At 52.2% G+C, this 26,308-nt stretch carries 22 protein-coding genes and 7 pseudogenes; 9 read left to right on the plus strand and 20 right to left on the minus strand.

The genetic code is table 11. From position 1 onward, the window contains the following. Positions 1-17: 17 nt before the first annotated feature. The 4 genes and pseudogenes from NATTI_RS25750 to NATTI_RS25755 form a co-directional block, all read right to left on the minus strand. Complete coding sequence (locus tag NATTI_RS25750) at positions 18-974, minus strand: ABC transporter permease (protein WP_081630555.1); 957 nt, start codon at positions 972-974, stop codon at positions 18-20. 22 nt (positions 975-996) lie between these two features. Next, the gene (locus NATTI_RS0121725) at positions 997-2,580 is read right to left on the minus strand and encodes an ABC transporter substrate-binding protein (RefSeq protein WP_241434396.1); all 1,584 of its coding nucleotides are present in this window, start codon (positions 2,578-2,580) and stop codon (positions 997-999) included. A gap of 291 nt (positions 2,581-2,871) precedes the next feature. Then, positions 2,872-3,689 (minus strand): annotated as a pseudogene (locus NATTI_RS25105) (IS5 family transposase). A gap of 157 nt (positions 3,690-3,846) precedes the next feature. Further along, a complete protein-coding gene (locus NATTI_RS25755; protein ID WP_161606828.1) occupies positions 3,847-4,971 on the minus strand; it encodes a hypothetical protein in 1,125 nt (374 codons plus the stop codon). An 877-nt stretch (positions 4,972-5,848) separates the two neighbouring features. Here NATTI_RS25755 and NATTI_RS25760 point away from each other — a divergent pair. Next, positions 5,849-6,526, plus strand: a pseudogene (locus tag NATTI_RS25760) (IS6 family transposase). A gap of 103 nt (positions 6,527-6,629) precedes the next feature. On the opposite strand, the gene NATTI_RS0121755 reads toward NATTI_RS25760, so the two are convergent. Continuing rightward, positions 6,630-7,406: an IclR family transcriptional regulator gene (locus tag NATTI_RS0121755; protein ID WP_241434397.1), complete on the minus strand. Its 777-nt coding sequence runs from the start codon at positions 7,404-7,406 to the stop codon at positions 6,630-6,632. 56 nt (positions 7,407-7,462) lie between these two features. Beyond that, positions 7,463-7,534, minus strand: a pseudogene (locus NATTI_RS26260) (IS6 family transposase); the annotation flags it as partial. A gap of 60 nt (positions 7,535-7,594) precedes the next feature. Between NATTI_RS26260 and NATTI_RS0121760 the strand changes: the two are divergent. Further along, positions 7,595-8,269 (plus strand): IS6 family transposase, encoded by a 675-nt coding sequence (locus NATTI_RS0121760; RefSeq protein ID WP_006092034.1) that lies wholly within the window; start codon positions 7,595-7,597, stop codon positions 8,267-8,269. Positions 8,270-8,278: 9 nt separating this feature from the next. On the opposite strand, the pseudogene NATTI_RS25765 reads toward NATTI_RS0121760, so the two are convergent. Next, a pseudogene (locus NATTI_RS25765) lies at positions 8,279-8,854 on the minus strand (IS6 family transposase); the annotation flags it as partial. Positions 8,855-9,515: 661 nt separating this feature from the next. Here NATTI_RS25765 and NATTI_RS0121770 point away from each other — a divergent pair. Both NATTI_RS0121770 and NATTI_RS26840 read left to right on the plus strand, forming a co-directional pair. Further along, complete coding sequence (locus NATTI_RS0121770) at positions 9,516-10,394, plus strand: sulfurtransferase (RefSeq protein ID WP_006092036.1); 879 nt, start codon at positions 9,516-9,518, stop codon at positions 10,392-10,394. A 195-nt stretch (positions 10,395-10,589) separates the two neighbouring features. After that, positions 10,590-11,519 (plus strand): hypothetical protein, encoded by a 930-nt coding sequence (locus NATTI_RS26840; protein ID WP_193787797.1) that lies wholly within the window; start codon positions 10,590-10,592, stop codon positions 11,517-11,519. Positions 11,520-11,646: 127 nt separating this feature from the next. Here NATTI_RS26840 and NATTI_RS27680 read toward each other — a convergent pair whose 3' ends face one another. After that, a complete protein-coding gene (locus tag NATTI_RS27680) occupies positions 11,647-11,820 on the minus strand; it encodes a DUF7563 family protein (protein ID WP_449289293.1) in 174 nt (57 codons plus the stop codon). Between the two features lie 510 nt (positions 11,821-12,330). Then, on the minus strand, positions 12,331-13,428 hold the full coding sequence (locus NATTI_RS0121785; protein WP_152423977.1) for a hypothetical protein: 1,098 nt from the start codon (positions 13,426-13,428) through the stop codon (positions 12,331-12,333). A 305-nt stretch (positions 13,429-13,733) separates the two neighbouring features. Between NATTI_RS0121785 and NATTI_RS0121790 the strand changes: the two genes are divergently transcribed. Continuing rightward, positions 13,734-14,294 (plus strand): TATA-box-binding protein, encoded by a 561-nt coding sequence (locus tag NATTI_RS0121790; RefSeq protein WP_006092039.1) that lies wholly within the window; start codon positions 13,734-13,736, stop codon positions 14,292-14,294. A 460-nt stretch (positions 14,295-14,754) separates the two neighbouring features. Here NATTI_RS0121790 and NATTI_RS0121800 read toward each other — a convergent pair whose 3' ends face one another. Then, on the minus strand, positions 14,755-14,943 hold the full coding sequence (locus tag NATTI_RS0121800) for a hypothetical protein (RefSeq protein WP_006092040.1): 189 nt from the start codon (positions 14,941-14,943) through the stop codon (positions 14,755-14,757). A gap of 701 nt (positions 14,944-15,644) precedes the next feature. Between NATTI_RS0121800 and NATTI_RS0121805 the strand changes: the two genes are divergently transcribed. Then, a complete protein-coding gene (locus tag NATTI_RS0121805; RefSeq protein WP_006092041.1) occupies positions 15,645-16,847 on the plus strand; it encodes a Cdc6/Cdc18 family protein in 1,203 nt (400 codons plus the stop codon). Positions 16,848-17,051: 204 nt separating this feature from the next. Here the strand turns inward: NATTI_RS0121805 and NATTI_RS27445 are convergent, their stop codons facing one another. The 4 genes from NATTI_RS27445 to NATTI_RS25770 form a co-directional block, all read right to left on the minus strand. After that, the gene (locus NATTI_RS27445) at positions 17,052-17,648 is read right to left on the minus strand and encodes a universal stress protein (protein ID WP_338045780.1); all 597 of its coding nucleotides are present in this window, start codon (positions 17,646-17,648) and stop codon (positions 17,052-17,054) included. After that, positions 17,611-17,835, minus strand: coding sequence for a hypothetical protein (locus NATTI_RS26265; RefSeq protein ID WP_006092043.1), 225 nt, complete (start codon positions 17,833-17,835; stop codon positions 17,611-17,613). Before NATTI_RS26265 ends, NATTI_RS27445 begins: the two co-directional genes overlap by 38 nt. Before the next feature lie 118 nt (positions 17,836-17,953). Then, complete coding sequence (locus NATTI_RS0121825; protein ID WP_006092044.1) at positions 17,954-19,228, minus strand: RNA-guided endonuclease TnpB family protein; 1,275 nt, start codon at positions 19,226-19,228, stop codon at positions 17,954-17,956. Next, positions 19,225-19,380: a DUF2080 family transposase-associated protein gene (locus NATTI_RS25770; protein WP_006092045.1), complete on the minus strand. Its 156-nt coding sequence runs from the start codon at positions 19,378-19,380 to the stop codon at positions 19,225-19,227. The genes NATTI_RS0121825 and NATTI_RS25770 overlap by 4 nt, the downstream gene beginning before the upstream one ends. 54 nt (positions 19,381-19,434) lie before the next feature. On the opposite strand from NATTI_RS25770, the pseudogene tnpA (NATTI_RS25775) reads away from it, so the two are divergent. After that, positions 19,435-19,833: pseudogene (gene tnpA, locus NATTI_RS25775) on the plus strand (IS200/IS605 family transposase). A gap of 222 nt (positions 19,834-20,055) precedes the next feature. Then, entirely contained in the window at positions 20,056-20,343 is a 288-nt protein-coding gene (locus NATTI_RS0121840; protein WP_006092047.1) for a PadR family transcriptional regulator, read from the plus strand. A gap of 342 nt (positions 20,344-20,685) precedes the next feature. Here NATTI_RS0121840 and tnpA (NATTI_RS0121845) read toward each other — a convergent pair. The 4 genes and pseudogenes from tnpA (NATTI_RS0121845) to NATTI_RS25780 form a co-directional block, all read right to left on the minus strand. Further along, positions 20,686-20,985, minus strand: a pseudogene (gene tnpA, locus NATTI_RS0121845) (IS200/IS605 family transposase); the annotation flags it as partial. Positions 20,986-21,153: 168 nt separating this feature from the next. Next, positions 21,154-21,588, minus strand: a complete 435-nt coding sequence (locus NATTI_RS0121850) for a hypothetical protein (RefSeq protein ID WP_006092049.1) — start codon at positions 21,586-21,588, stop codon at positions 21,154-21,156. Beyond that, positions 21,585-22,580, minus strand: coding sequence for a ParA family protein (locus tag NATTI_RS0121855; RefSeq protein ID WP_027119262.1), 996 nt, complete (start codon positions 22,578-22,580; stop codon positions 21,585-21,587). Before NATTI_RS0121855 ends, NATTI_RS0121850 begins: the two co-directional genes overlap by 4 nt. A gap of 272 nt (positions 22,581-22,852) precedes the next feature. Further along, positions 22,853-23,414: pseudogene (locus tag NATTI_RS25780) on the minus strand (IS6 family transposase). A 9-nt stretch (positions 23,415-23,423) separates the two neighbouring features. Here NATTI_RS25780 and NATTI_RS0121860 point away from each other — a divergent pair. Beyond that, on the plus strand, positions 23,424-23,654 hold the full coding sequence (locus NATTI_RS0121860) for a hypothetical protein (protein WP_006092051.1): 231 nt from the start codon (positions 23,424-23,426) through the stop codon (positions 23,652-23,654). Positions 23,655-23,749: 95 nt separating this feature from the next. Here the strand turns inward: NATTI_RS0121860 and NATTI_RS0121865 are convergent, their stop codons facing one another. After that, on the minus strand, positions 23,750-24,517 hold the full coding sequence (locus tag NATTI_RS0121865; RefSeq protein ID WP_006092052.1) for an SDR family NAD(P)-dependent oxidoreductase: 768 nt from the start codon (positions 24,515-24,517) through the stop codon (positions 23,750-23,752). Continuing rightward, positions 24,510-26,120, minus strand: coding sequence for a long-chain fatty acid--CoA ligase (locus NATTI_RS0121870; RefSeq protein WP_006092053.1), 1,611 nt, complete (start codon positions 26,118-26,120; stop codon positions 24,510-24,512). The genes NATTI_RS0121865 and NATTI_RS0121870 overlap by 8 nt, the downstream gene beginning before the upstream one ends. Positions 26,121-26,308: the final 188 nt, after the last annotated feature.

Raw genomic sequence — 26,308 nt, forward strand, 5'->3', positions numbered from 1 at the left:
TTGAGAGATGCTTTCTGTCATTTATATTCAATTCGTGGATCAAGGTATGTATACACGATATCAGCACCTAGGTTGGCCAACGTGTATGTTGTTGCGATAATCAACACTGTGATTTGAATGACTGGAAGGTCCCGGCTTTGGATCGACTCAATTACGAGTCGTCCCATCCCAGGATATGCAAAAACCTCCTCTACAACTACGATACTTCCCAGTAACCAGCCGAAGCTAAGTGCTAAGATGGTTACTGTAGCCATCAAGCCATTTCGCAAAGCATGTTTAGTGATTACTTGCTTTTCATTCATTCCTTTAAGCCTCGCGGTTCTAACGTACTCCGATTGAAGTGCGTCTATCATTCCGGACCGGGTTTGTCGCATTACATGAGCAATGGCAACAATAGCGAGAGTAATACTAGGAAGTATTAGATGTTGGAGCCATGGGATAATCCCCTCACTTAATGGAACATATCCTGAGTGGGGGAGTATACCGAATGACGGACCCGCCAACAACAGAATCAGGAGAGCTCCAGTTACGAACTCGGGAACACTCACTCCTGCATAGGATATGCCACTAACCAATGAATCAAACACTGTATTTCGTTTGACAGCGGCGAGTACTCCTAAGGGTATACCAATTAACGTAATCAGAACCATCGTTAATAGTGCAAGCTCGACGGATCTAATTAACCGTGGGACCACAAGATCTGCTACAGGAGTTCTATGGATCAAGCTATCTCCCCAATTTCCAGATACTATTCCGATCAGCCAATCAAAATACTGTATATATACCGGCTGATCCAACCCGAGCTCTTGTTCAAGTGCAGCAATTGACTCCTCGGTTGCATATTGGCCAAGAATCATCTGTGCTGCACTACCAGGAAGTGCCTGTGTTATACCAAAAATTGCAACTGAGACTAAAAACAACGTCATTATCGTATACACGGCACGTTTGAGCAAATACTGGTATAATGATGCCATTATATTTACTATAGTGTTTTGATTAGTTGTGATTCACTTCTTGGATATGGAGGCCAAGGCCACCTGGATCCGGTTCGTAATTTTCGATCTCTGTTGATGCTGCAGTCAGACGGGATGCGTAGAATGGGACGAGCAATCCACCTTGCTGTTGCATAATACGTGAGCATTCCTCGAGATAGGCCTCACGCTCTTCTGAATCAGGTGTGGCTATAGCGTTCTCTAGAGTTTGATCAAATTCGTCCTCATACTCTGGTGGAATGTGCTCACGATTCCATGCTCCGTCAGAGTGAGCCAATAATCCAAACATGGTTTCCTCAACCGGGCGCATTCCATAAGAATTCATATAAAACGGGGCAGTGCCAGCAACCTCTGAAAGGAATCTATCCCAACTCACTTCCTCAATTTCGAACTCAACGCCGACACGTGACATCTGCTCTTGGAGTAACACAGCAGTCTCGCCTGTTTCAGGAGTCCTCTGAGCCGTTGCATAGAGCGGGTCATCAAGTTCGAGCCCGTCACCGTAGCCTGCCTCCTCAAGGAGTTCTTCTGCTCTTTCTGGTTGAGCGCCAGGACCATACGGGTCACCGATATCTGTCCAGTGTTGGTGAGCTGGTCCGAGGAGATTATCTTGGCCGGGGGCACCAAGCCCATCTACGACAATTTCAAGCATTTCCTCTTTGTCGTACGCAAATTTGAACGCATCACGAACCCGATTATCGTCAAAAGGCTCTTCCACTGTTCGCATCACCACCGGGAAGATCCAACCACCTTCCACCTCTATTGCGTCAATATCTGAGTTGTCATCCAATCGATCAAATTGGTTGGAAGGAACCGTATCCATAATGTGTGACGATCCCGTCTCTAACGCGTTCACCTCAGTAGATGTCTCTGGATAGATTTGCAATGTAACTCGGTCCGCATGAGGAAGCGGGTTGCCCTCCTCATCTTCGAAGTAGAAATCGTCAACCGCGGTAACGGTAATATGACTTCCTTCTTCAATTTCTTCTAACTCGAATGGACCACTCCCGTATGTGTCATTATGCATTGCATCTATATCGTTTTCGAGTGTTTCTTTTGGCATAATACGTCCGAACTCACCTGCCAGTTTCCCTGGTAATGCGCCATCCGGCGATGAGAGATTAAACACAACGGTGTGATCATCAACGACCTCAATATCATCTATATCACCCATATCTCCTTTACCAGGGTATTCACTGTCGGGATCGTAGATTGTCTCAAATGTCGCTTTGACATCATCGGCGACAACCTCTGAATCATTATGGTTGAACGTTACTCCTTCTCTTAGCTCGAAGGTCCAGTTTTCGCCATCATTCTCGGGTTCCCAGTCTGTTGCTAAGTCAGGCTGAACGTTAAGCTCATGATCCATCCGAGTTAGGCTCGAGTAAGTCCATTGGCTCACAAAGTAACCCTCCGTATCAAGATGCTCGAGTGGATGGATAGTATCCGGATAGCCAGAAGAGGTGACTACAAGTTCGTCTGAACCCTCATCAGGCTCAGTCCCTAAACAGCCTGCAAACGCTGCTGCTGTTCCTATTCCAAATGCACTGATGAATCTGCGCCGGTCAATTTCGTCACGTGTTGCCATGGCGTACATGAGAAAGCCTACCATTATAAAACTAATTATTTTCGCCCATACCATATGGAAAAACATATCTTGGGTGAAGAAATGTGTGAATTTAGCGGACAAGAGAAAGCGATCATTCAGAAAGTTCAAAGAAAACAGACCTAAGGAACACAACCTCAGTTTGGTTCCCTGTCCTACGGAACTTCAGATATGCTGGGAATTGATATGCATAACACTTCGTTTAGGTCCTGATCCGTCAAAGGATTCATCATGGGCGTTCTCCTTTGTAGGATCGATACCTGGCGATAGATTTCATGGGTATCGGACGCTCCGGCGGAGGTTGTAGACGGTGGCTTTGAGCACCATTTCGCGGAACTCTAGATGCCATGTTCTGGCTCGGACTGCTGAACCGAGCGTTCGTTTGATGCTTGAGAAGTGGCTTCGACCATACAACGTTGGTTGTAGCGGTCACTGTTGATGCGACCGTTGTGCGCGTGATCGAGCGCCCAGTAGATCCGATGTTCGATTAGGGGGCGATTCCGTGCTCGCGGAGGCTATCACAGAAAGCTTTGTCGTCGTAGCCGCGGTCCGTGGCAAGGTTCCGCAGGTCGTTCGCATTGCGTCGAGCGACCCGCAGACCGATTCGGAAATCCGACGGCATACATGTCGTCGAGTGGATGTCGGTGATATACAGCGTCTCGACATCCACGAGAGCGGTGACTTTCAGGGTGCGAACGCAGTAGTGTAAGCGGGTAGCGTAGTGGCGACACGGCTGGTCACGGTGAAGCCAGTCAAGTCGATCGCAGCGTGGCCACTGCGGTTTTCGACCGAAGCGGCGAGAAACGCTCGCCACGTCGCCAATGAAATCGTCTCGAACCAATCTCGGAACACGGTGGAGTGAGGGATCCGAGTCGGCCCGATTTCGTCGAGAACACCCGGTATCTCGCTGAGTAAATCACACGTCACGCGGTAGGATTTCCCAGCACGATTCCCAGCGCATGCAGCGTCAGCATCGCCCATTCCGCGAACCCGCCACCGCCGATCGGGTCAGCAGGGGCATCTGGATTTGCGACAACTAGTTTAGCTTTGTGAACCGACTTGCGGGTGAAGCAGCGGATTTCAGAACTCAGAACACTCTGTCGCTTCGCTTTCTACAGGAATAACCCAGTCGTCACCCCCCAGTCTAGCGATCCTACAGGACAGGGGCTTTGCTACTCCTACACAGGATAAAAATAATAAATTTTGTAATATTCTAAAGAGTGGTCTATCGATTGCGGTTATGGTGATCTACGCGTAGGTTGCTGGTTCATCAGGTTCTGCATCACGCTTAAGACTCCCCACACAGCAGTGAATGCTACCAGTGTTTCGTGGACGAACGAGACTATCAATATTTACTTCCACAACCTCAACTCCGATCGATTCAAACCATCTAGTTGCCTCTGGATACTGATCTGTTGTCAGAATTTTTCCGGGCTCTAGGACAACACCCGTATCAGGTCCTTTAGCAAAACCACGTGTATCAATACTAGATAGTTCTTCAGGAGGTTCAATAAAGCGCCAATCCATTTCAGCTTTCATCCAATCAACTAAGTACGGATCATACCATTCCTCTTTTCCCACACTGGTATGGCGATCGATCATACTGTAATGAATGGTGCCTTTCCTAGTTCCGTAGCCAGGATTCATTCGAATGTCAACCTCCGGATCTTGAGATTTGATGATATTCGCGTACTGTTGGTGGCCCCATTCATTGGCTCTAACTATTTCGGGCTCCGAAGTATTTGCACGGGGGTAGTGTACTTCTATGAACATGTGTTTCTCATCCAGCCATCCACATGAGCCACCCTCAACCATCCCATCACCGGTAACCATTCCGACGACGGGAATGTTATTTTCAGCCAGTGTTTTGAACGTAGGGACTTCTTCGCCCTTTCGGATGTGGTCGTACATCCGAAGAATCACATGACCATATGGTGCAGCGTGTGCGACGTCATCACAATAAATCGACTTCACCTGGTAAGGGCGATCGTTTGGATCAGGTTGTCTAACAATGACGTCAACACCTTCATCTTCAAGAGTATCCTTTAAATTATAATGGTGTTCAACCAGTTCATCGAGATCAGGATTTTCCGTCATCCTCCATGCTTCAAGGCTGGACTCGTGTGGTGGCCATGGCGTTTCTTCACCGACATTAAGAAACTCCTCCCCCGGTTTGTGAAGGAGTGCTGTCTGGAGTTTCCCAATCGTCGTATTGGCTGTCCAGTCTTCACCCCAATACTTTGGCATCTCATCCTCAAAATCACTGTGTACCTGAGGATGAAGTTGTTTGTATGTTTCATCGAGTTTATTTTCAGACTCTTTGTACTGCTCCACTTTGTCGTTGGCGGCTTCTCCGCTATCTTCGCTACTCATTAGCATTCAGAACTGGTCGTGTACACTATATAAATTTATGGGTGAGAAAAGCTCATCCACAAATTATATCTAACTTTTCAGTAACGGAGAAAAGAGAAGGGGCCTCTTCTGAGCAATCAGTGTCACCCTTCTAGAAGTCGTATTCAGTAAGCTGATACCGTATCTCTAAGGAAATGTAGCATGGGCCCCATGGGTTGTGATTTCCGTTCTAATGATCCAGTACCAAAATGAGATAGCACCAGTTTGAATTGACAATTTCGACAATATTACCACAGTACTCGGTAACTCGATTGTCTAACGTAATTACATTTTATTAGAATCTCCACAACAAGAGCGTGTCAAGATCTGTTGGCAGATACGCTGGACGTAGCTGGCCAAGGAGAGGCCAATTAAAATACGTTGTACATGGAAATATTGCGAGACGTTAACACGAGCATCAACCATAATCTTTTAAATATGATTGAATTATTTTTATAATACATTATATATACTCGACAGATGATGGACTATTTCATATTATACAATCGAAACCAGTCAGTAGACTTGACATCTACCTCTATAACAGAGGTCGATATCTAATATATTACAACAGTACAGTTGTAATTCGAACTAGATGCGGCAGTCCTGAAGCGGTCATTATCATTACGATATTACGGTCTATCAAAACAGCCACATAGATCGTAATCAGGTGAATATGAATCACACAATCTATAGATCTCTAGCAGCACTCGTACGACTACTACGGCACGTGTGTTCGTATTTTAGTCCATGCGTACAAATTTCACAATGTCGAATGGCTAGTAATATGATATAGGCAGCAGATGGTACTGTCTATATGAAAGTTTGAAGAATGAATAGGTGGCAGCGAGAAGTGTCCATACAATTCGCCACCCCACTCAGAGAGATCTTAAACGTGGATTGTGATGAGGTTTGGGAAAGCAGCGTACCCCAACGCCCGTAAGGGTGTTCGGGGTGCGCCTGCATTCAATGGGATTGTCCGTGCTAGAGGTCATCGAAGTCCTCAAATTGCTTGTCGTTGACCGTTTTCACGGTGCAATCTGGAACTAAACACGCACTCATTCGGAGGCCCAGAGCGACCCGCCGACGGCAGAGCCGTCGCAGGTCGCGGTCGGTAAGAAACATATCGAAATCGACGACGAGAAAAATGCCTGTGCACCGCGGTCGACACAGAATCGAATCTCCTGCTCGAAATCGAGGTATTCAGCCGTCGCGTGACTGACTCTGCTGCGGCGTTCCTGCACCGTCTTACTGAGAAACACAAAATAGACGAGGTAGAGTTTCTCGTCGGTGCTGCCGGCTATCTAACAGCCCTCGTTCGCTACGAATTGATCGGTCAGTTCAACTACAGCGACCGAAACCACGTCGAAAAGTGGTCTCAAAGCATCTCAATACGAATTGACCGTTTACACTCGTTCTGGCGGGGTAGTCCAGCCAGTGCACGCCGCTGGCTGAGACGGTTCAGACACCTTACAATCATGATCGACCGAATCGGGCGCTCAATGGCCTAACGCCAGCTGAGGAGATAGTCAACTAGACAGTTTTTTCCAGATGATATTACTAACACGAATCGGCATCAAACGCCCAAAGAGGAAGCACATTGGATCGGTATATGAGGTGACAGACAAAGATAATAAGATTCAGTTGATTGAATGTTCCATGTTGATTTCTAACTCATTAACAGCACCATGTAGAGTTTGATACAACTCTTTTTTATGGCTTTCGGTCCGTAACCGGTGAATTGGCCCAGAGATACTCATAGCACCATAGAATTTTTTTCCGGGCATTTTTACTGGCATTGCCATTGCCCATAATCCATCTATGCTCTCCTCATTATTTTCGGCCAGTCCTTTTTTTCGGATTGATTTTAACTCTTCGAATAGCTCTGCGCGATCCGTGGTCGTATTTTCAGTAGCCTTTGGCAATCCGTGATAATCAATAATTTGATCGACCATTGATTCGGGTATTTTAGCCAAAATTACTTTACCAGCAGCGGTACGGTGCATATGGAGCTCTTTACCAATTCGACTGTTAATTCGAACTGCATTATTGCCGAATTCTTGTTGGATTATGAATAGCTTCCCGTTTTCCATTACGGAAAACTCAGTAAGTTCGCCTGTTTCTTCAGATAGATCCCGTACCTTGTCCGATATCAAATTCTGAAAATCATAGTTTTGTCTTGCAAACGACCCAAGATCAAGAAATTTGACTCCTACTCGGTAATTCCCATCCTGCTCGGTAATATACCCTCTTTTCATCATAGTTCTCAAATGAAGGTATGCTGTACTATTCGCAACATTAAATTCATTTGCAACTTCATTCATACTCGCACCACCCGACTTCTTCAGATACTCTAAGATATTAAAAGCTTTTTCGAGACTTTTAATCGTCTTCTGGTCTTTTGGTGGTTCGATCATAGCGAATAGAGTACCGCGACGAAACTTGAACCTTTCCCCGGTGACGAGCATCGTGTTCAGATAAGCTGATTCCATGCAAAGGCGAACGGTCTGAGCCACTCGTCAGCTGTTTCTGCGTATGCGTTGCTGGGCAGTGTCTAGTTAGGCCAGTTTGAGAAGTGAGCAGGTCGTAGAGTTAGTTTGGAACAATGCTCGCAGACCTGCTCAGTGAGAGCTACGCGGCGGAATTTGATGAATGTTGGGAGCGTGAGCGGACGGCGACGCCCGTCAGGGTGTTCGCCGTCCGTCTCCACGCGACCGGTTGTTCTCTTCGAGAGACACAAGCAATCCTTCGCTTGATCGGCGTGGAACGCTCTCATCAAGCGATCTGGAACTGGGTACATCGGCTGGCTGACAGCGTTCCAGACCCGCCGACGGCGAAGCCGTCGCGGGTCGCCATTGATGAAACCGCTGTCAGGATCAACGGCGACTGGTCTTGGGTGTACGCTGCAATAGACCTAGACTCAAAACTAATTCTCGATGTCGCAGTGTTCGGACGTCGAGGCACCGATCCAGCTGCTGCGTTTCTGCACCGATTGACCGAGAAACACGAACTATCCGACACCGTGTTTCTCGCTGATGGCTATGGCTATCTGACTGCCCTCTCTCGATTAGAATTGAGCGGTCAGCTCGACTACGTTGACCGAAACCTGATCGAAAAGTGGTTTCACACCTTGAAGATGAGAGTTGACCGCTTCCATAACTCATGGGTGGGCAGTCGGGCGAGCGTCAGAGAGTGGCTTGAACAGTTTGTACACTATTACAACACACAACGACCACATCAATCACTCAATGGACAGACGCCCGCGGAGGTGCTAAACTAGACAGTGCCCGTTGCTGAAGCAGTTTGAAAACGAAGAAGTTCGTCTTTTTACCTCTCGAAAGACACGTTCGGCGCTGTTCCGATTTCCGTGACGTTCGTGTCTGAAATCGAGATCATGTCGTTGGCAAGCGTAGTTCAGTGCTTTGTCGCCGTCAACGAGAAACACGGCGTCGTCGACGTTGTGTTTCTCGCGTAGTTCCGCAATGAATGAACTTGCTATCACTTTGGCTCTGGTCGGCTCGAGCTGTGTATGGAGTAATTCGTTCGATTCGGGATCCACCGCAGCATACAGCCAGTACTGCTCATCGTTGAGTCGAATCACAGTCTCGTCAACCGCAACCTGATCCGGATTCCGACCAGAATCTGGCTGTAGATCAGCCTTGTGAACCCAGTTATGGACGGTGGATCGAGCTCGTTTAACACCGAATATATCGGGAATTCGAACAGTATTCGAAAGAGAGAGAGAGAGACCAGCGAGATGAAGCTGAATACTGAGCTTCATCAACAGTCGCGGTGTTGCCTCTCGCTCCACAAAACCTAAGTCAATCTGGCCGATACTAGAGCTGAGGCGTGCGTTTTCGGGCATAGAAAACTTTGAAAACGCCACGCCTCACTCCTTCAACCTTATCTGAACACCACCCCTCGATCCGCAAGAAATTCAAATTCGGGTTGCGGATGGCATCGGTGATGCGGAGGGGTGTCGAATCGATATTATCAGGTATACGTCGGGAGCCTATCGATTCCATTGCGTCGATTCCAACAAAGTCAACTGGCGATTTGATAGCCACCCGAACCCGCACTCTTCGGACCGCCATTTCCACGAGCCACCGGATGCCCGTCAGCGTCGGCAACGGAGTCGTGTATCCAGGTTTCTGAACCGGTCCTGGTTACTCGAGCCGTGTTGAAACTGTGGCGGCGCACCTACGAACAGAACGACCTGAAGAGCCTCAACACAGCACAGAACCCGCCATGAATTCTTGTCTGTAGAATATGCTCAAAACCGTGTTCAGGGTCGGTCGTTGCTACTCCAGCAGTTCCTCGAGATTTTCTTCCGAGAGTTCCTCTCCACGGTAGGGCAGGTGACTGTTCGCTGCCGTACAGCCTCTGTAACAGACGTATATAACGAATATCTGTAACAGACATACAGAATGTAACGTGGAGGCGACCCGAATATTGACGGAGAATCGACGCATGGGTATGACTAATGCGAGAGCCATAGGACAAACGACCAACGATGGGCGATACCAATGACGACTGAGACCGTCCCCTCCCTAGTCGAACCGGAGTGGCTCGAGGCCCGACTAGAGACTCCGGATGTGCGCGTTGTCGACTGTACGCTTCACCTCAGCTTCGATTCCGAAACCGGAGACAGACAGTCCGAATCCGGCCGTTCGGACTGGGAGCGCGCCCATATCCCGGGGAGCGTGTTCGCAGACATTCAGGACGATCTCTCGGCAGCTGACCCGGAGTATCCGTACCAACGACCGACGCCCGAGAGATTCGCCGACGCGATGGAGGCATTGGGGATCGGGGACGACTCGCGGGTTGTCCTCTACGATGCGGCAGAGAACATCTGGGCGGCACGGGCTTGGTGGTTGCTGCGGGCGTTTGGCTTCGATCGCGCGGGCATCCTGAACGGTGGCTGGAAACGCTGGACGGCCGAGGATCGCCCCATCTCCACCGCGCCACCGACGGATCAGGAGGTAACGTTCACGCCCGAGCCGAGGCCAGAGCTATTCGTCGATAAGGAGACGGTTCTGGAAGCCATCGACGATGACAGCTGTTGTCTGGTCAACGCGCTCCGGCCAGCGGATCACGCCGGGACCGGCCTCGTCAAATACGGTCGTCCCGGACGAATCCCGGACAGCGTCAACGTGCCAGCCATCGGTGACGAATCAATCGTCGGTCCAGCGGACAACACGTACCTCCCACGGCCCACACTCCGAGAGCGATTCGCCGACGTCGGCGTGATCGATACCGGTCGCGTGATCACCTACTGCGGCGGTGGAATCGCCGCCAGCAATGCCGCATTCGCACTCCATCTGCTCGGCAGAGAGAACGTGGCTGTGTATGACGGATCCCTTGCAGAGTGGGGACGGACCGATCTTCCGATGGAGACCGACTGAGTGGTCCGTTGTCTGAAGACTATCTAATACAGTGAGAGAGCCCCACCGTTCACGGCGTTGACGAGACGCGACGCATCTCATTGATGCAGGAATCCCGAGCAATGGAAGTTTTAGGCTTACAACCATGATCCTGCCGAGCGAGCACAATAAAAATGTACGGCAAGTACTTCTAGCCAGAGACGAATATAATACGTAATGGATGGAGGGAATCGGACAACTCGACGAACTGCGCTTGGCTTCATCGCCATCGGTGGTATGCTACTAATTATGAAAAGCGCAGGATTCACAAAGACTACAGCGAATCGAATGGCTAGTGTTCGTAGCGCAGACGATGAAAATGCGCTATTGGGACTAACAGATCACTCCACAGATGCACGAATCGAAACCGCAACTGATACGACTACAATCTACACACTCAACGACTCTCTCGGTGGGTTAGCTGAAGAAAATATAGATGTTACTGTCGTCAGTCTTGTCAGTGATGACAGTACTCTCAACAACCCGCCAATTGAAGCGACAGTCAGTAGCGAAACAGCGCCTGAGTTTTCTGTAACGCTTCAGTGTTCTAAAAGCGATGCTACGATTGAAGCGACATACGAAGTCATCTCAAATATCGTAGCATCGAATGGACAGGTCTCCATCGATTTAACCCGGACAACTGATGAACAGATATTCATCTCATGTGCGATTGACTATGGAGACTCGGGTAACTACCGAGATGAAGATGGTAGAGGTGCAGCACACCCGGAGGATGCACGGGGAACAGTCACCAACCCTAGTGCGGTCAGTAGTGAGGATGGTAATTCTGCAACAGCAATATCAACGTCAGGTGGCAATACAGGAAAAGTTGGATTCAAACTCCCAACACAGTCAGCTAGAGACAGTTATCAACTCAGAGTCGTTACTCCAGGACGCACTGGAACACGCTGGGAAACATATCTTTTAGATAGAGATGGGGACGAGTTGACAGCCAGAAATGAGTTAGAGAATGGCGAAAATATATTCACATTTGATTCTAGTGAGAATGATGCCATTCGGGAGAACCACGAAGAGTTATATATCGTATTCGAGGGTGGAACAGGGAACAATAACGAACTTCAACTTGACTATTTTGAACTCCAATAGACCCACTATACACGATTTCAAGTACTCCGTACGACAGCGAGAGCATGTTTCTATGGGGAAGGTGAACCAGTGACGACCGTTGGGACGCACAAAGAGATCACAGTTGCTAACGTGCCCAATCGTGCCCTTAGAATGACGACTCTCCCCCAGTTCGATTCTCGAGTGAGTGCTCGGCCCCACTTCCGTTTTGAAGTTCGCGGTATGTCGAGCAGTTTGGGCAGCTATCGACTGCACCGTCCATGCCGAACACACGAACGAAGTCACTCGTGACGTACTCTTCGCAGTTGCTGCAAGTTGGCATGAGGCAGTCCGTAGTTTCGAATAAGCAATGATAAATGTGCTGGTAGTTACAAGAACTCCAGAACAGCCACCTAATACTGGTTGTAGCTTTTCAAGATCAAAAACACACTTATTTGAATTACTTCCTCGGTGTCACAGATCGGACAGTACACCATATCTTCCGTGTTCTCGCCCATCTTCTCCCCCATATGGCACGCATATTACAACACACATAAGCATTTCCAATGGCTATTCTATCCAAAGACACTTTCAATCGAGATCAGTCGATGACATATTCGGATATTTGTTCAGATCCGCACACTGAACAAGTTTCGGCCGACGGTGCTACCCCTGTTCCACACTGGCGACACTCACGGACAACAGTTGTGTCGTGCTTTCGGAAGAGCACCGATACGATGAGGTCCTTCATTATTGGGTACAGAGATCGTCAGACAGGTGTGGATTAGCCAGTGTCATCCTAACTATAGAGAACCACCGACTGCCAAGCGAATCACAGCACAGCAGCCGATAGCTAGTCGTCAGTGGATAACGCCTCTCCCTGAAAGGCATCTTGCATGGCGTTTCGAAACGCCGTCAACTCCGCTATTTGATCCTGAACCGTCTCTTGTCTCTCTTCGACATCCTCGACTGTGTGTTCCAGAGTGCAGAGTTCACTATTGACGGATTGCTGTTGACTCTCGACGGTGGCTTCGATCTGACTGAGATCCGCTTCAACGTCTTCCTGTCGACTCTCGAACGCCGTCTCGAGCTGTTCGGTTCGGTCCTCGAAGGCCTCGAGCCGTGCATTGATGGCAGCCTGCTCGTCACGGACGGACTCGAGTTGCTCACGAACAGCGTGCAGTTCATCCAATACCTCGGTAAGTACGCTCTCCCCAGTTCCATGGTCATCGAGGAACTCCTCCATAGCATCGGTGTAGGTTGCGAGGTCCTGAAGCTGTGACTGCAAGTACATTACACGTAGTTCGAGACTCGAGCGAGAGACGTCCAGGTCACTGAGTTCGTTAGCCAACCTATTGTGCTGTTCCTGCGATGCATCCGCGTCGAGCATCTCGACCACCATATCGACGAGTTCATCACCGTTATTGACAGTCTCCTCAGCAGCACGGGTCGTGGCCTCAGTTGGCTGGCTCTTGATCACTGCGGCGTCGCCGCGATCAACCGATGCGGTAGTCTCAGTCGGAGCCGAGGCTGTGTCTGTTGTGGTGTCTCCCACAATATCTCCGACAGAGACCTCATCCTCGGCCATCTCGAACTCGGTGTCTTCGGCAGTATCGTGGGACACTGACGCCTGCGCGTGAGCCTCTTCGGCGTACGTCATGGTATCAGCACTATCTGATGTAGCTTCGCCATCGACGACCAGTTCTGGTGGCTGGTGAGTCGTTGTCTCAGCCTCGGTAGTAGTGTATTTGTACCTCGTCGTAACCGATTCCTCTGGCTCGAGTGTTCGTTTGTACTCGACTGTTTCGTCGGTTGTCGACCAGTGTGATGGTTGTGTGGTAGGAACCTGGACAGTCGTATTCGTCGGGACTGCATCCAACACACGGACTGTTAACGAACACTCCCGTGATGACTCGAGCCGTAGTCCGATCTTCACCTCGTCACCGTTCACGTCGACGTGTTTTGTCACTGTGACGCCTGCTTCCTCCGTAGTGAATAGGTCTGGCATCTAATGTCCCCCCTTGTACGTTAATACACAGTCAACCAACTAAACTGTTCGGAATATTAATAATTATTGAGAATAGACATGAAGAAGCTATCACCAATAGCAATTAATTGAATAACCAGATATCGATCAGATTGCTGTTAACACTTGCTATCGTAACCATCCAGTCGTATATTCGAAAAGTTACGTGAGAGGTGTTAGATAGTAGCACTAGTATTTATAAGCAGCAAATACGTCTTTTTAGCTAACTAATGACTGATCCAAAGGATTCAATCAGCATCGAAAACGTAGTAGCGTCAACCGGTATCGGGCAGGAACTCGACCTCCAGAGTGTCGCAATGGACCTGGAGGGTGCCGATTACGATCCTGAAAATTTCCCCGGTCTCGTCTACCGCACCCAGAACCCCAAGTCCGCTGCCCTAATCTTCCGTTCAGGAAAGATCGTCTGTACGGGCGCCAATAGCACTGAAGCCGTTCATGGAAGCCTAAATGTCGTGTTTGACAAGCTCCGTGAACTCCAGATTCAGGTTGAGGAGGATCCCGAGATCATCGTTCAGAACATCGTCAGCAGTGCCGATCTCGGCCGCAATCTCAACCTGAACGCGATTGCAATCGGGCTCGGCCTCGAGAATATCGAATATGAACCGGAGCAGTTCCCTGGACTGGTGTACCGAATCGATGAACCTGAGGTCGTTGCCCTCCTCTTTGGCTCTGGGAAATTGGTCGTCACTGGCGGGAAGCAAATAGAAGATGCCAAACAGGCCGTCGACGTCATCGTCAAGCGACTCGAGGACCTCGGTTTGCTCGAGTAACGCGATTTCTTCTTATATCTGAAACTGGCTCTTAATTCTGAACTCCTCAAAAAGGAGAACCGCAGATGACGTGGTGCTCGAGGGGACCTCCGTATTGTCTGGCTGTTGTTCTCTGACGGTGAGGTCCCAGACGAGCCGTCAATCGACGATACAGAGTATCACCTCCATCTCTGGGTATCCGTCGATGAATCGAACGGAAACTAGACCCACCACCCATTCATTCGTTTCTCGAGCGTCTACATTACGGCGTTGAGCGCTCTGACGACGAGAACTGAACAGGCTACACTCGAAGCGACACGCTTGAAGAACCAAACTCGAAGGTGTTGACGGGCGTCTCCCGAGGCTCAAGCGTGGGCTTCGGCCTTTTCAGTAATCGTCACTGACGGCAACTCGTCGAGTGTTGTCTCGATAGCGTCACTTGGGAAGGTCAGACTCGTAGTCGTCTGTTTCTGGTCGGTGCTCATCGGTCGACCTCGGGGAGATCTACATTCACATCGGCGGGCGTCGCGTAAGTCGGGTCGTCGACGCGGATCGTTAGCTTGCCGTCGATCACGTTGGCTGCTTCGATGACACCCGACGAGTAAACACTCAAGTTAACGTACGCGAAGGTGGGGTCGTCGCCGACTCCGCAGTCGATTAGAACGATCACCTCGAGAGTCGCCGCCGAACGGTAGTAGTCGCTACGCCGCTGTCAAAGGAGTGTGTGCTGTTTCGCATTATGCAAGCGATGGATTGTAATCGTCTATCGAGATAGTCACAGGGTTTGACTGCAAATGTATGGCCACATACTGTTGGAGAGAGGGCTACTGCCCTTCAAATTCGGACAATTCGATTGATTCTGATAGTACCGGTACTGGGCAGGGACCCCCCACATTTCACGAGAGTTCCAGAGCGCGCTGTCAACAGGATACAACGCACCACCCCCCACTTTTCACGAGTGCTTGTGAGATTGTATTATGCATGGACTGTTCCCCCACCCCCCACATTTCACGAGAGTTCCAGAGCAATCGAGCGATCAGAGCGACTCAAGAGTTGTATTTGCAACCCCCTCCCCCCACTTTTCACGAGAGTTGGGCCCAAACTACCGACCAGAGAAACAATCTTTGACGTTCTCCTAGACCATCTCTCCGTAGAATAGAATGCTTTTGAGTGTACTGCGGATACTGTTTATACTATATCGACTTATAATTTCTGGCTAGAGTAGGTCTCCGTTCGGGGGATCCCCTTCAATCGTAGAGAAACACTCGTGAAATGTGGGGGGAGGGGGTTCAACATTAACCCAACACTCGTGAAACAGATGAAACTCGTGAACCAGTGGTTTTATGTTTTCTCCACTGACAGTGTCTCTCAATGGGTCTCGAACCGTTCACTCCTGATTCGACCATCTTTCAGGACGAAAATGTTCTTCGCGACGGGTATCAGCCCGATACGCTGATCGAACGGGATCGAGAACTCGAGGCGTTCCAATCCGCGCTTCGGCCTGTCGTCAACGGTGCGCAACCGAAGAACCTCTTTCTGTACGGGCAGACCGGGGTCGGGAAGACGCTCGCGACGAGCATGGTTCTCGATCGGCTTGCATCTGATCTCGAGCCTATGGTTGAGATCGACCTCGAGACGATTTTCTTGAACTGCAAGTCGCTCACCTCAAGTTATCAGGTTGCCGCCCATCTCGTCAACGAGTTTCGACCGCCGGACGAACAGATCAAGACGACCGGCTATCCGTCAGGTATGATCAACAAGATGCTCTGGTCGGAGATCAACGCACTCGACGCGACCCACTGTCTGATCGTGCTTGACGAAGTGGATTCGATCGGCAACGACGATGATATTCTCTATCAGGTCCCGCGGGCAAACGACAACGGCCATGTCGACGAGACACAGGTCGGCGTAATCGGTATCTCGAACGATTTTACGTTCCGTGATAACCTCTCGGCGCGGGTCAAAGACTCCCTCTGTGATGAGGAGATCCTGTTTTCGCCCTACGACGCAAACGAGTTGCGACGGATTCTCGAGCAACGCGCAGAACAGGCGTTCCACCCTGGCGTCCTTGAAGACGGTGTCGTCGGGTTGGCAGCTGCGTTCGCCGCCCAGAGTAGCGGCTCTGCACGGCAAGCACTCCGGCGACTCTACAAAGCCGGCGATCTCGCTCGTGACGAAGGGACGGACTCGGTAGTCGAACGCCATATTCGGGCCGCTGATGAGGCTGTCGAACGGGACAAAGTCCACGAGGAATTGGTCAGTGTGCCGGTCCAGTCGAAACTCACGCTGTACGCGCTCTTGACGCTCGAAGCCGAAGAGAAGCTCCCGGCGAAGCGGTCGGCCATCTACAAACGATATCGGGTCGCCGCTCAAAAGATTGGGGCGGACGTCCGGACCGATCGGACTGTCCACGATCGTCTCTCACAGTTGACGCTCAAGGGCTTCCTAGATGTCGAGGAGAAGAACAAAGGACCGAAAGGTGGCTCGTACTACGAATATCAGTTCAGTATCCGTACTGAGTTAGTGAGAGAAGCCCTGCAACGAGATTCGCGGATGGACGAACTATTCAACTAACGGAATGTGTCCCGAAAGGGAGCATGCACTCGGGCGGCCATCGAACGGTGCGACGACTGCCGCACGCTGGACCACCTCGAGTACCAGTACCACGGTGGGCAGCCGACGGCGGACAAAACCTTGGCAACGGACGACAATGACTGGTTCTCTGACGCCTTGTATGGTACCCTCGACTAACCGTGCGGTCGTTTCGACAACGCCTATTCATGAATCATCGCGGCGATTCGTCGTCAGGACGGGGACCGACGCAGTGCGGAGGACCCGTTCGGAGATACTGCCGAGGAGTCGCTCGTCCAGTCCCGTGCGACCGTGGGGTCCCATCACTACCAGATTGGTTCCCGTGGAGTCAGCGTACGCGAGGGCGAGATTGTCGCCGACTCGGTCACCGATACGCTCTGCAGTCGCGTTTTCGATGTCGCCGCGTTCGTACAGGCCAATTGGGATATCCGTTTCCCAGTAACCGCCGTTTCGTCGAGACGAGTACGGCCCTCTGTACTCGAACGCTCTCTGTCGACGTTGACGATCGGGTTGATCGTGTCCGGCGTGCCGAGTCCAGGCGTCCCGAGTTTCCGTTCCGAATTGGAGTCGATTATCGGCCGACCGCCTTGGTGTCGCCTGTTGTTCGGCGTTTCTTCCAACTGTCAATATCGTCGGCCCGATCAACGGACTCGACATCGGCAGTGTTGCCGAAACACAACCAGTCGCAGACGTGCATGTAGTCGCGGTCGCGCTCGAGGACGATTGCCTCAGCGTTATCCTTTGATCAGGCGAAGAGCGATTCGTGGTTGTGGTCGAACTCATCGTCCTCGACGCCCAGTTCGCACATTTCGAACTCGGATTCGAACGTCTCGCGGGCCTCCGTGCGCGACATCGCTTCGACGAGGATGTGGTACTCAAGTCCGGTCTCCATAGCCGTGATGATCCACTGCTTGGGTTCGCCGGGCTCGAATCCAGGGAGTGCGCCTTGCTTGGACTCGGCTTCAAACATTCTGGACCGCCTCCATCTGTTGTTCCTGGTCGCTTCTTGACCTATTTCAATGGGACTCCCACACCCCGACTGTCGAGTGTGAACCGCCTCGGGGTCAAGCCCCGAGGCTTCCCGTGGTTTAATCGGAAACTCCCATCCGACTATCGGCCTGATAGCCTCGAACAGTCGGGTGGGTCACGGTCGGGGCGTCCACGGCCCCCGATGCCTGCCGTCGCACCTTCCGAACAACAGGAAGGCTGTTGAGAGCAGGCACATTCCAATCGAGTTTCTTCACGCCTTTCACGGCGATATTCACGCTTGCACCACGGTCGCTGTGGTCTTGATGTTCACATGACCGACACTTGAACCGCTTCTTGTGACGGTTCGCTCGCTCCGTATGACCGCACATCGGACACTGCTGACTCGTGTACTCGGGGTTAATCCACGCGGTCGGAATCCCCTCGAACGACGCCTTGTACGACGTATAGAACTGAAGGGCGCGGAACGGGAGATGGTGCAAGCGCCGGTTCATCCGCGTGCCGTAGTCAATACTATCGCGCATCTCTTTGAGGTCTTCAAAGACGATACACGGCTTCTCGAACTGACGACTCCACTCCACGATGTGCCGAGACACCTTGTGGAGTCGGTCGCGGACAAACCGTTCCTCACGCCCTTCCAACGTATCGTGGATGCTGTCCTTCCTCGCGTTCTGAACGCGCTTCCGCATCGTGAAGTAGCGGTGACGCTCGAACTTGATTTCGGGGAAGTCGATGACCAACGTGTCCTTGACGCCATCCTCGGAGAGAGCGGCGAGAGCCACGTTGTCCTCGTTCACGTCCACACCGACGACCGTCCGCGAGTCCTGCTTGTCTCGGACAGTCTGCTCAGTGTTGGTGACGTTGACGTGCAACTCTGCGGTGTCGTCGTGGAACAGGGCTTCTGCCGTCCCAATCTTCCACTCGTCACTCGTGAGCGCAGTCTTGAGAATGTCGAGGTGGGCGTCACTCCCTTTGAGGACCCCCTTGACATGCTTGTACGGCTTCGCGCTGATGCGGAACGCAACGCCGCCGTCGTCGGTGAGCGACAAGTTGTACCCCTCCTCATAGTTCGCACGAAGCGGGTACGCACCATCTCTAGTGTGACTCGGGAGGCCGAAGTCGTCGTACTCGTAGTAGTTCTCCATCGCACTGAGTGCCTTCGCAACGACGCGCTGAGTCGTGTTCTTTACGAGGTTGGCGTCGTCGGCCACTCGGTCGGGGATCGCGTCCCAGTCCACACCTTCTTTGGCGAGTCGGATGGTTTCGTTGTACACCGAGCGGGCTTCGAGTGTGGCATCGTACAGCAGGCTCTCGTTGTCACTCTGGATGTCGAGTTGGAAGTCCAGCGTCTTGGTGAGAGCCTGTTTCGTGGTCATTCTTCGTCTTGTTCAGTGGATTCTGAGATTCGGACAACTTTCACGTCTGCTCCACGCCAGCGTTTGGGGACGGTGACGTGGGCGCTGTTCCCGAACGGTTTGACCTCGCCGTCGAGAACTTCCTCGCCGTCGATTTCAAAACGGTTCGCCATACCCCCTGTATATCCTTTGGATATACTTAACTGTGTCGGTGGCGTATCCTCAATATGGGTGAGAAGCGGTCGAACCACACGGTATACAACGTCAACTATCACTTCGTGTGGTACCCCAAGTACCGTCACGCAATACTCGAATCAATCTAAGATTCGCTGGAATCGAGTTTCCGAGATGTGTGCGACGAGTACGACTACGAGATATTGTCTCTCCACATCTCGTCTGACCACGTACACTTGTTCCTCTCCGCCCACTCGAAGCACGCTCCGAGCGAGATTGTTCGGACAGTCAAGAGCATCACAGCACGGGAGATATGGGAACAACACGAACCATATTTGGAGGTGTATCTGTGGGGTGGTGGGTTCTGGGAATAGTCGTACTACATTGGAACGGCAGGGCAGCAATCAAGCGAGACGATTGAACGGTATATCGAACGAACAGAACACGTTTGAGTATCGGCTTTACCCTCGGGGTCAAGCCCCGAGGCACTCGCCTTGCTCATCTGTAGAAATAGGAAGCCTCGGGGTCGTTCAAGAGAGCAAAGCTCTCTCGTGATGACGAGAACTTCGATTCTTGAACCACTTAACCCGAAGCAGTTCACTTGTGATTCAAATAGCCAATGGATCAGATAACATTCTCGGTGTTCTTATATACTGACAGAACGACGATCAGACATGTACGATTTAACCGCCTTTCAGCGTGATTTGCTATATACGATCGCAGGTCAAGACGAACCGCACGGTCTTGCGATCAAAGACGAACTCGAGAACTATTACGAAAGCGAGATCCATCACGGACGGCTCTATCCGAACCTCGACACGATCGTCGATAAGGGCCTCGTCGAAAAAGGCGAAGTAGATCAACGAACGAACTACTACACACTAACTGCACGTGGGCGGCGTGAAATCGAGGCTCGTCGAGAGTGGGAAAACCAGTATGTCGGTAATCTGTTGTCAGAGTAATACCAGCAAAAACCGTTCCAAGGACGTCTCCAGTGGCCAGTAGGCTTAATCCACGTTACTCGAATAATCCACCTGGCGGGGGTGAGGAGTACTGTCGTTGCCGACAGGTTCCGTTCGACTTAGGACATTCGCAAGCCACCGTCATCGGTCGAGATCGTTCCACCGTTAATAGCCACTGACACCCGATCTCTGATCGGCTCGTCCGATTGACACATCACTAGCGGATGAGGAGCTCCGACGTCGGCTCATTACCGACGTCTTTTGGACACGTGACTTCTCTAAACAACCTTCGAGGGCGAGTTCCCGACCCACCGGGGTCGGGGGTGAAGCCCGACACTCGCCTTAGTGTTCCGTCTCTTCGATATACCGTTCAACCACTTCCTCAGACACCGCGCCCGTCGTTCCCACATAGTACCCGACCTTCTCAAACCCGCCACCTCAAAAATACGACTCCCGAATCTCGGGATACCAGTCCAGCAAGTGCTTGGCAGAGTATGACTTGAATTGCCGAGCGATGTTCGCAGGGCTGTGCTTTGGGTCAGTTTGCACGAACAGGTGAACGTAGTCGTCTGGAATCTCTGACGCCAGAATCTCGTGTCCGAAGTGGTCGGCGATCTCACCAAACAACTCTCGTACGTCGTCTAAGAATCCTCGAGGCTTGAGCCCGAGGCGATTCACACATCGATGACGGGGTGAGAGGGTTTGTGATGAAACTTCTTTTTCTAGTCACTCTGAATAATACCGAACCCAAGGAGCAGTCAAAACACCTCGGTACAGACCTCAAGTTTGGTTAGAACAGTGGATAGGTGTCTAGCTGAGCTCTCCGAACCCTTCCTCGCGCATCAACTCGGCAACCCCCTCTGGATTCTCGAAAGCGAACTTCAGGGCGAACTCTCGTGCATCCGATTTCGGAATATCGTCATTTGTCTCAAGTTCGTCAGCGAGTGCACTCCGAAAGTTCGACTCTTGGTCAGTAACTTCTTTTCGAAGGTGGGCTTCAATACGCTCGTCTCGCTCATCGAGAACCTTGCTCCGACGGACAAAATATGGGTACTTGTGATCATCCTGTTCTGTTTCCTCTGTTGACTTTGATGAGGATCCAGACTGGTTTGTTTCGGGTGCCTGCGACTGGTCGTGATCCTGCTGGCTATCGTCACTCGAGGAGTCACCTGGCGGTTCAGAATCGGTGGCCTCCTCTGTATCATCGCTTTGGCCGAAATCGAGGTTCCCAGCACCGTCTTTCATTGCGCGGTCACCTCCGCTTCAGCGTCATCAGTAACGTCGAACGACCGTTCACCGTGGTCTTCAATATCGAGCGTAAGTTCTGGGTCGATTTCGACGTCGAAGGTTTCGGTCGCTATGAACGCGGCCAGCTCATAGATATCGCGAACGGTCTCGAGTTCGCGGTCTCGAATCCGACGCTGTCCGGGCTCGCTAACCATTTTGTCGTCTTTCTCGAACGTTTTCCAGCGTTCCTCGATCACTTTGTACGCAGAGCCGCGGGCTTCCCACATCGTATCCATCAAGCTCTCTCGATCGGGGATTGCAACCGGCGTTGCAAACTCGTCGGTATTGTTGAACTGTTTGGAGTACTGTTGGTGTGCGTTCGTCTGGCCGACGCCGGATGGAACGACACACGATAGGCCGACCTCAATATCCAACTTCTTCTCCATATTTCCGACAAGCTCGTCGAGGCCCTCAAGGCTCAGGTTTCCTTTCCCAGCTGGTTTTACTGGTGCTACCAGCGTCCGCATGGCATAGATGGAGTTGTAGAGTAGATCCTCCGCTCGAGCGTTAGGGTCGATGAGGACAGCGTCGTACTTCTCATGTAGCTGCTGTTCGTTCCACAGCAAGTCATAGAGCAGTTCATACCGCGGGAACTCCTCTTTGCTCATATTCTTCATTCCCGTCTCGTAGGCGATCTTTTGCTCGAGATTTGAGGTGAAGTCACCGAGCATATCGTGGCTCGGGATCACATCGACGCCTTCATCCGAAGTTTCGATGAGATCGGTGAACTCGCCATCGGGCATCTCGAGGACGTGTTTGACCAAATTATCGGCGTCTGGATCGCTCCGGTGTGCACCCACATCGAACAGACTCGTTAGGTTACCTTCCTGTGGATCGAGATCGATTATGCAGACATCTAATCCCATTCGTTCCAAGCTAACCGCGAGATTTGCTGTTGTGGTCGTTTTGAAGGTTCCGCCCGATTCTGAGTACACAACTACTGTGATCATAAAGAGACTATACAGTAAACTATTACATAAATCTGTTTCAGGTTGCCGGGCCAGATATCTGTTATGATTATCTGGTACAGCATTCTGTTACAGACATCTGTAACGGATGGTGCTCACGTTCACTCGTTCTACATACCCGCATCAACAACTCATTTGTAGAGTTAGTAACCATCTATATATGGTACGATCAAGCATAACGGTAGTCCGTAACAGCTGTTTATGACAAAGACTAGGTCCAGATAATTGGGGCAGACGTATGTTCTCTACATCTGTTACAGATATCTATAACAGATTTCTGTAATCGCGTGGCTAAAATAGTTTGAGAACGAAGAGATACGACGTGTTATATCGAGAAAAACATGTCGAACATTGTTCCGATTTCCATGTTTTTAACATCGAAATCGGAGCCTAGATTGGCGGGGTCCAGTCTGGAGATGTTTTACTCCATCGACTAGAAACACGGCATCGTTGACGTCATGTTTCTCAGTGATTTCCTGCAGGCACCGTTCTGTCAACGCGGTCGTAGTCGTCGAATCTAGCCGAATCTGGTGTATGCTGTTTGTTTCTGAATCGATAGTACTGTACAGCCAATATCGATGTTTGTCAAGTTAAATCACCGCTCATCAAACGGGACGTGATTCGGGTCCTTGTCAATTTCCGGCTGTAGGTCGTGTTTGTGAACCCGGTCGTGGACTGCCTTGCGACTACGTTTGATACCAAACCTCTCTGATCATCGAATATTATCTGAAATGAAAGAACAGCAGGATAGGGTCGAATACCGAGTTCCATCAGCTGGCGCAGTGTCCGTTCTCGCTCCACAAAACTCAAATCGATCTGTTCTACGTGCTCGAGGGAACGCTCTCCCTGAAGCTCGGACGATCGGACGAGGAAGAGTTCGTTGAGGTCGACGAGGGAAGGTTCTGGGTGGCCGCGCCGAAGATCGGTCACGGTCACCGTTGTATCAGTGAGGACGGCGGTGCCGTCCTCGCAATTGGTGCACCGCCGGTCGAGGATCCCGGTCTCGACCCGCATTCGCTGGGTGATGACAAAATCGACGAAGCGCTCGAGGACTGAGTCGGTCTCGCGAGTACAACAACCGCTGCAGTGGGGTCGATGAATGACCACCGGGAAGCGAAATCCGGATTCACACCCCGAAGGTAGAATCCATGCTATCGACTGGTCCAGCCGCCGTCTGCCGCGAGGATGGTCCCGGTCACGTAGCTCGCAGCATCGCTTGCGAGAAAGACCACCGGACCAGCGATCTCCTCCGGTTCGGCGAATCGATCAAGCGGCGTTCGATCGATGATCGATCGCCGAAGCTGTTCGTTCGATTCGAGCTCTTCGGTGAGCTCCGTCGAGACGTAGCCGGGCGCGACAGCGTTGACCCGGACCTCGGGAGCCCAGTCGAGGGACATGCTCTTCGTCAGACCGACGAGCCCGTGTTTCGAGGCGACGTACGGGTGCTGACGCGGGAGACCAACGAGGCCACCGACGCTGGCGACGTTGATCACCGATCCGCCGTCGCTCTCGAGGAGCCCCTCTGCGGCCGCGGTCGTCACCTCGTAAGCGCCGTTCAGATTGACGTCGAGGACGCGATCAAGACTCTCGGTCGGGACATCCTCCGGGCGACCGAGCGCGTTGTCGGGGTTGAAGCCAGCGTTGTTGACGACGATGTCGATACCGCCGAACTCGTCCTCGGTCCGATCGATCACGTCGGCGACGGCGTCCGAATCGGTTACGTCCGCCGGGACGGCGAGCGCGTCACCGCCGTCGGCCCTGATCTCCTCGGCCACGGCCTCAATTTCGTCCGTGGATCGGGCGGAGGGAACGACCGCGGCGCCAGCGTTTGCGAGCCCGATGGCGATGGCACGCCCGATGCCGCGACCGCCACCCGTTACTACTGCGACTCGTCCATTGAGGTCGAATTGATCACTCATCGGAAAACACCGTATCGATTTGATCGCGAAGTCTCATTTTGTCGAATTTTCCGGTCGCGGTCTTCGGGATCGACTCTACCGTCCTGATCTCGTCGGGATACCACCAGTCGGGCTGGTCGAGTTCGTCGTCGAGGTAGGTCAGCAACTCGTCCTTGTCGACATTGCTTCCAGCTGCGGCCACGACGCAGGCCAGCGGCCGTTCCTGCCATTTCTCGTGTGGGACGCCGACGACGGCCGCCTCAACGACCTCGTCGTGGGCCATCAGCGCGTTCTCAAGTTCGATCGAGGAGATCCATTCCCCGCCGCTCTTGATGACGTCCTTCGCGCGATCGACGATCTCGATGTAGCCGTCCTCGTCAATGGTGACGATATCGCCGGTTTTGAGCCAGCCGTCCTCGAAGTCCTCCTCGTTAGCGTCGGGTCGGTTGTAGTACTCCGGGACGACGCTCGGACCGCGGACCCACAGTTCCCCGACGGCCTGGCCGTCCCACGCGACTTCGTCGCCGTTGTCGTTGACGACGCGCATCTCGAGACCGGGCGAGAGAGTCCCCTGCTTCTTCCGCTTTTCGTACTTTCGGCTCCGATCCCAGTCGCCCATGGACGCCTTCGGCCGCGAGATCGAACCGATGCTCATCGTCTCGGTCATCCCCCATGCGTGTTCCATCGTGACGTCGAACTCGTCCTCGTACCGACGCATGACGCCTTCGGGCGCCGCGCTCCCGCCGATGATGATCCGCTCGAGGCTCGAGAGATCGCCGCCATGCTCGTCGACGTGTTCGAGGAGGTTGATCCAGACCGTCGGCACACCGGCGCTCAGTGTGACGCCGGCGCGCTCGATCAGTTCGAGCAGATCGGCGGGGCCGGGCGACGGGCCGGGAAACACCTGTGTCGCGCCGGCCATCGTTGCGGCGTAGGGAAACTCCCAGGCGTTGACGTGGAACATCGGCACGACGGGCATAACGACGTCGCGCTCGTCGACGTTCAGTCCCGCGGGCGTCATCGCCATCATCGCGTGGGCGTAGATCATCTTCTGGGTGTACTCGACGCCCTTCGGTCGTCCCGTGGTCCCGGAGGTGTAGCACATTCCGCCGGGAAGGTCTTCCGTCAGGTCGGGGAACGCGTCGTCTCCGATCGGCTTGCCGTCTGCGAGAAGGTCTGCGTAGGCGACCGCATTGACGTCGGTTTCCGGAACCGACTCGTCCATGACGACGACCTCGTCGACCGGCAGGTCGGACCAGAGCCGTTCGATCGTCTCGAACGGGTCACCGGGATCGATGAACAGGATATCGTCGTCCGCGTCCCCGACGATGTGGACGATGTCGTCGTCGCCCAGTTGCACGTTGATCGTGTGGAGCTGGGCACCTGACAGCGGTGCGGCGAAGTAGGTTTCGAAGTGCCGGTGATGGTTCCAGCCGAACGTTCCGATTCGATCACCCGGCCCGAGCCCGCGGTCACGAAGTGCGTCGACCAGCGATCGAACGCGAGTACCGAACGCGTCGTACGTGTAGTCCGTAATCCCCCCGTGTGTCCGTGAAATGATCCGCTTCTCTGGAAAGAGATTCGTTGGGCGCCAGAAAAACGGGCGGAGTGTCAGATTAGACATCGTCCTCGGTCGTTGGCTGCGGGAATCGCGTGCTGTGCGCCAGCGGTACTTCCCCGGTTCCGGATACACGCGGTATCCGTTCAAACGTTTCTGTCATGACTCTATTTTCGTGATAGAGTCACCCACGCATATGAATCATCTGGGTTTCCCGCGCGCCCGAACCGCCCCAGCGGGACCGCGCGCCGGAA

Source organism: Natronorubrum tibetense GA33 (assembly GCF_000383975.1).
Classification (GTDB): Archaea; Halobacteriota; Halobacteria; order Halobacteriales; family Natrialbaceae; genus Natronorubrum; species Natronorubrum tibetense.

Excerpts from the sequence above, each read along its gene's own strand:
- NATTI_RS25755 (WP_161606828.1), bottom strand. The coding sequence starts at position 4,971 with ATGAGTAGCGAAGATAGCGGAGAAGCCGCCAACGACAAAGTGGAGCAG.
- NATTI_RS0121825 (WP_006092044.1), bottom strand. The coding sequence starts at position 19,228 with ATGACCACGAAACAGGCTCTCACCAAGACGCTGGACTTCCAACTCGAC.
- NATTI_RS26265 (WP_006092043.1), bottom strand. The coding sequence starts at position 17,835 with ATGTTTGAAGCCGAGTCCAAGCAAGGCGCACTCCCTGGATTCGAGCCC.
- NATTI_RS0121805 (WP_006092041.1), top strand. The coding sequence starts at position 15,645 with ATGGGTCTCGAACCGTTCACTCCTGATTCGACCATCTTTCAGGACGAA.
- NATTI_RS25750 (WP_081630555.1), bottom strand. The coding sequence starts at position 974 with ATGGCATCATTATACCAGTATTTGCTCAAACGTGCCGTGTATACGATA.
- NATTI_RS25770 (WP_006092045.1), bottom strand. The coding sequence starts at position 19,380 with ATGGCGAACCGTTTTGAAATCGACGGCGAGGAAGTTCTCGACGGCGAG.
- NATTI_RS0121770 (WP_006092036.1), top strand. The coding sequence starts at position 9,516 with ATGACGACTGAGACCGTCCCCTCCCTAGTCGAACCGGAGTGGCTCGAG.
- NATTI_RS0121870 (WP_006092053.1), bottom strand. The coding sequence starts at position 26,120 with ATGTCTAATCTGACACTCCGCCCGTTTTTCTGGCGCCCAACGAATCTC.
- NATTI_RS0121760 (WP_006092034.1), top strand. The coding sequence starts at position 7,595 with ATGCTCGCAGACCTGCTCAGTGAGAGCTACGCGGCGGAATTTGATGAA.
- NATTI_RS0121840 (WP_006092047.1), top strand. The coding sequence starts at position 20,056 with ATGTACGATTTAACCGCCTTTCAGCGTGATTTGCTATATACGATCGCA.
- NATTI_RS0121725 (WP_241434396.1), bottom strand. The coding sequence starts at position 2,580 with ATGGCAACACGTGACGAAATTGACCGGCGCAGATTCATCAGTGCATTT.
- NATTI_RS0121850 (WP_006092049.1), bottom strand. The coding sequence starts at position 21,588 with ATGAAAGACGGTGCTGGGAACCTCGATTTCGGCCAAAGCGATGATACA.
- NATTI_RS0121865 (WP_006092052.1), bottom strand. The coding sequence starts at position 24,517 with ATGAGTGATCAATTCGACCTCAATGGACGAGTCGCAGTAGTAACGGGT.
- NATTI_RS27680 (WP_449289293.1), bottom strand. The coding sequence starts at position 11,820 with ATGCCAACTTGCAGCAACTGCGAAGAGTACGTCACGAGTGACTTCGTT.
- NATTI_RS26840 (WP_193787797.1), top strand. The coding sequence starts at position 10,590 with ATGGATGGAGGGAATCGGACAACTCGACGAACTGCGCTTGGCTTCATC.
- NATTI_RS27445 (WP_338045780.1), bottom strand. The coding sequence starts at position 17,648 with ATGAGTTCGACCACAACCACGAATCGCTCTTCGCCTGATCAAAGGATA.
- NATTI_RS0121855 (WP_027119262.1), bottom strand. The coding sequence starts at position 22,580 with ATGATCACAGTAGTTGTGTACTCAGAATCGGGCGGAACCTTCAAAACG.
- NATTI_RS0121790 (WP_006092039.1), top strand. The coding sequence starts at position 13,734 with ATGACTGATCCAAAGGATTCAATCAGCATCGAAAACGTAGTAGCGTCA.
- NATTI_RS0121755 (WP_241434397.1), bottom strand. The coding sequence starts at position 7,406 with ATGATCGAACCACCAAAAGACCAGAAGACGATTAAAAGTCTCGAAAAA.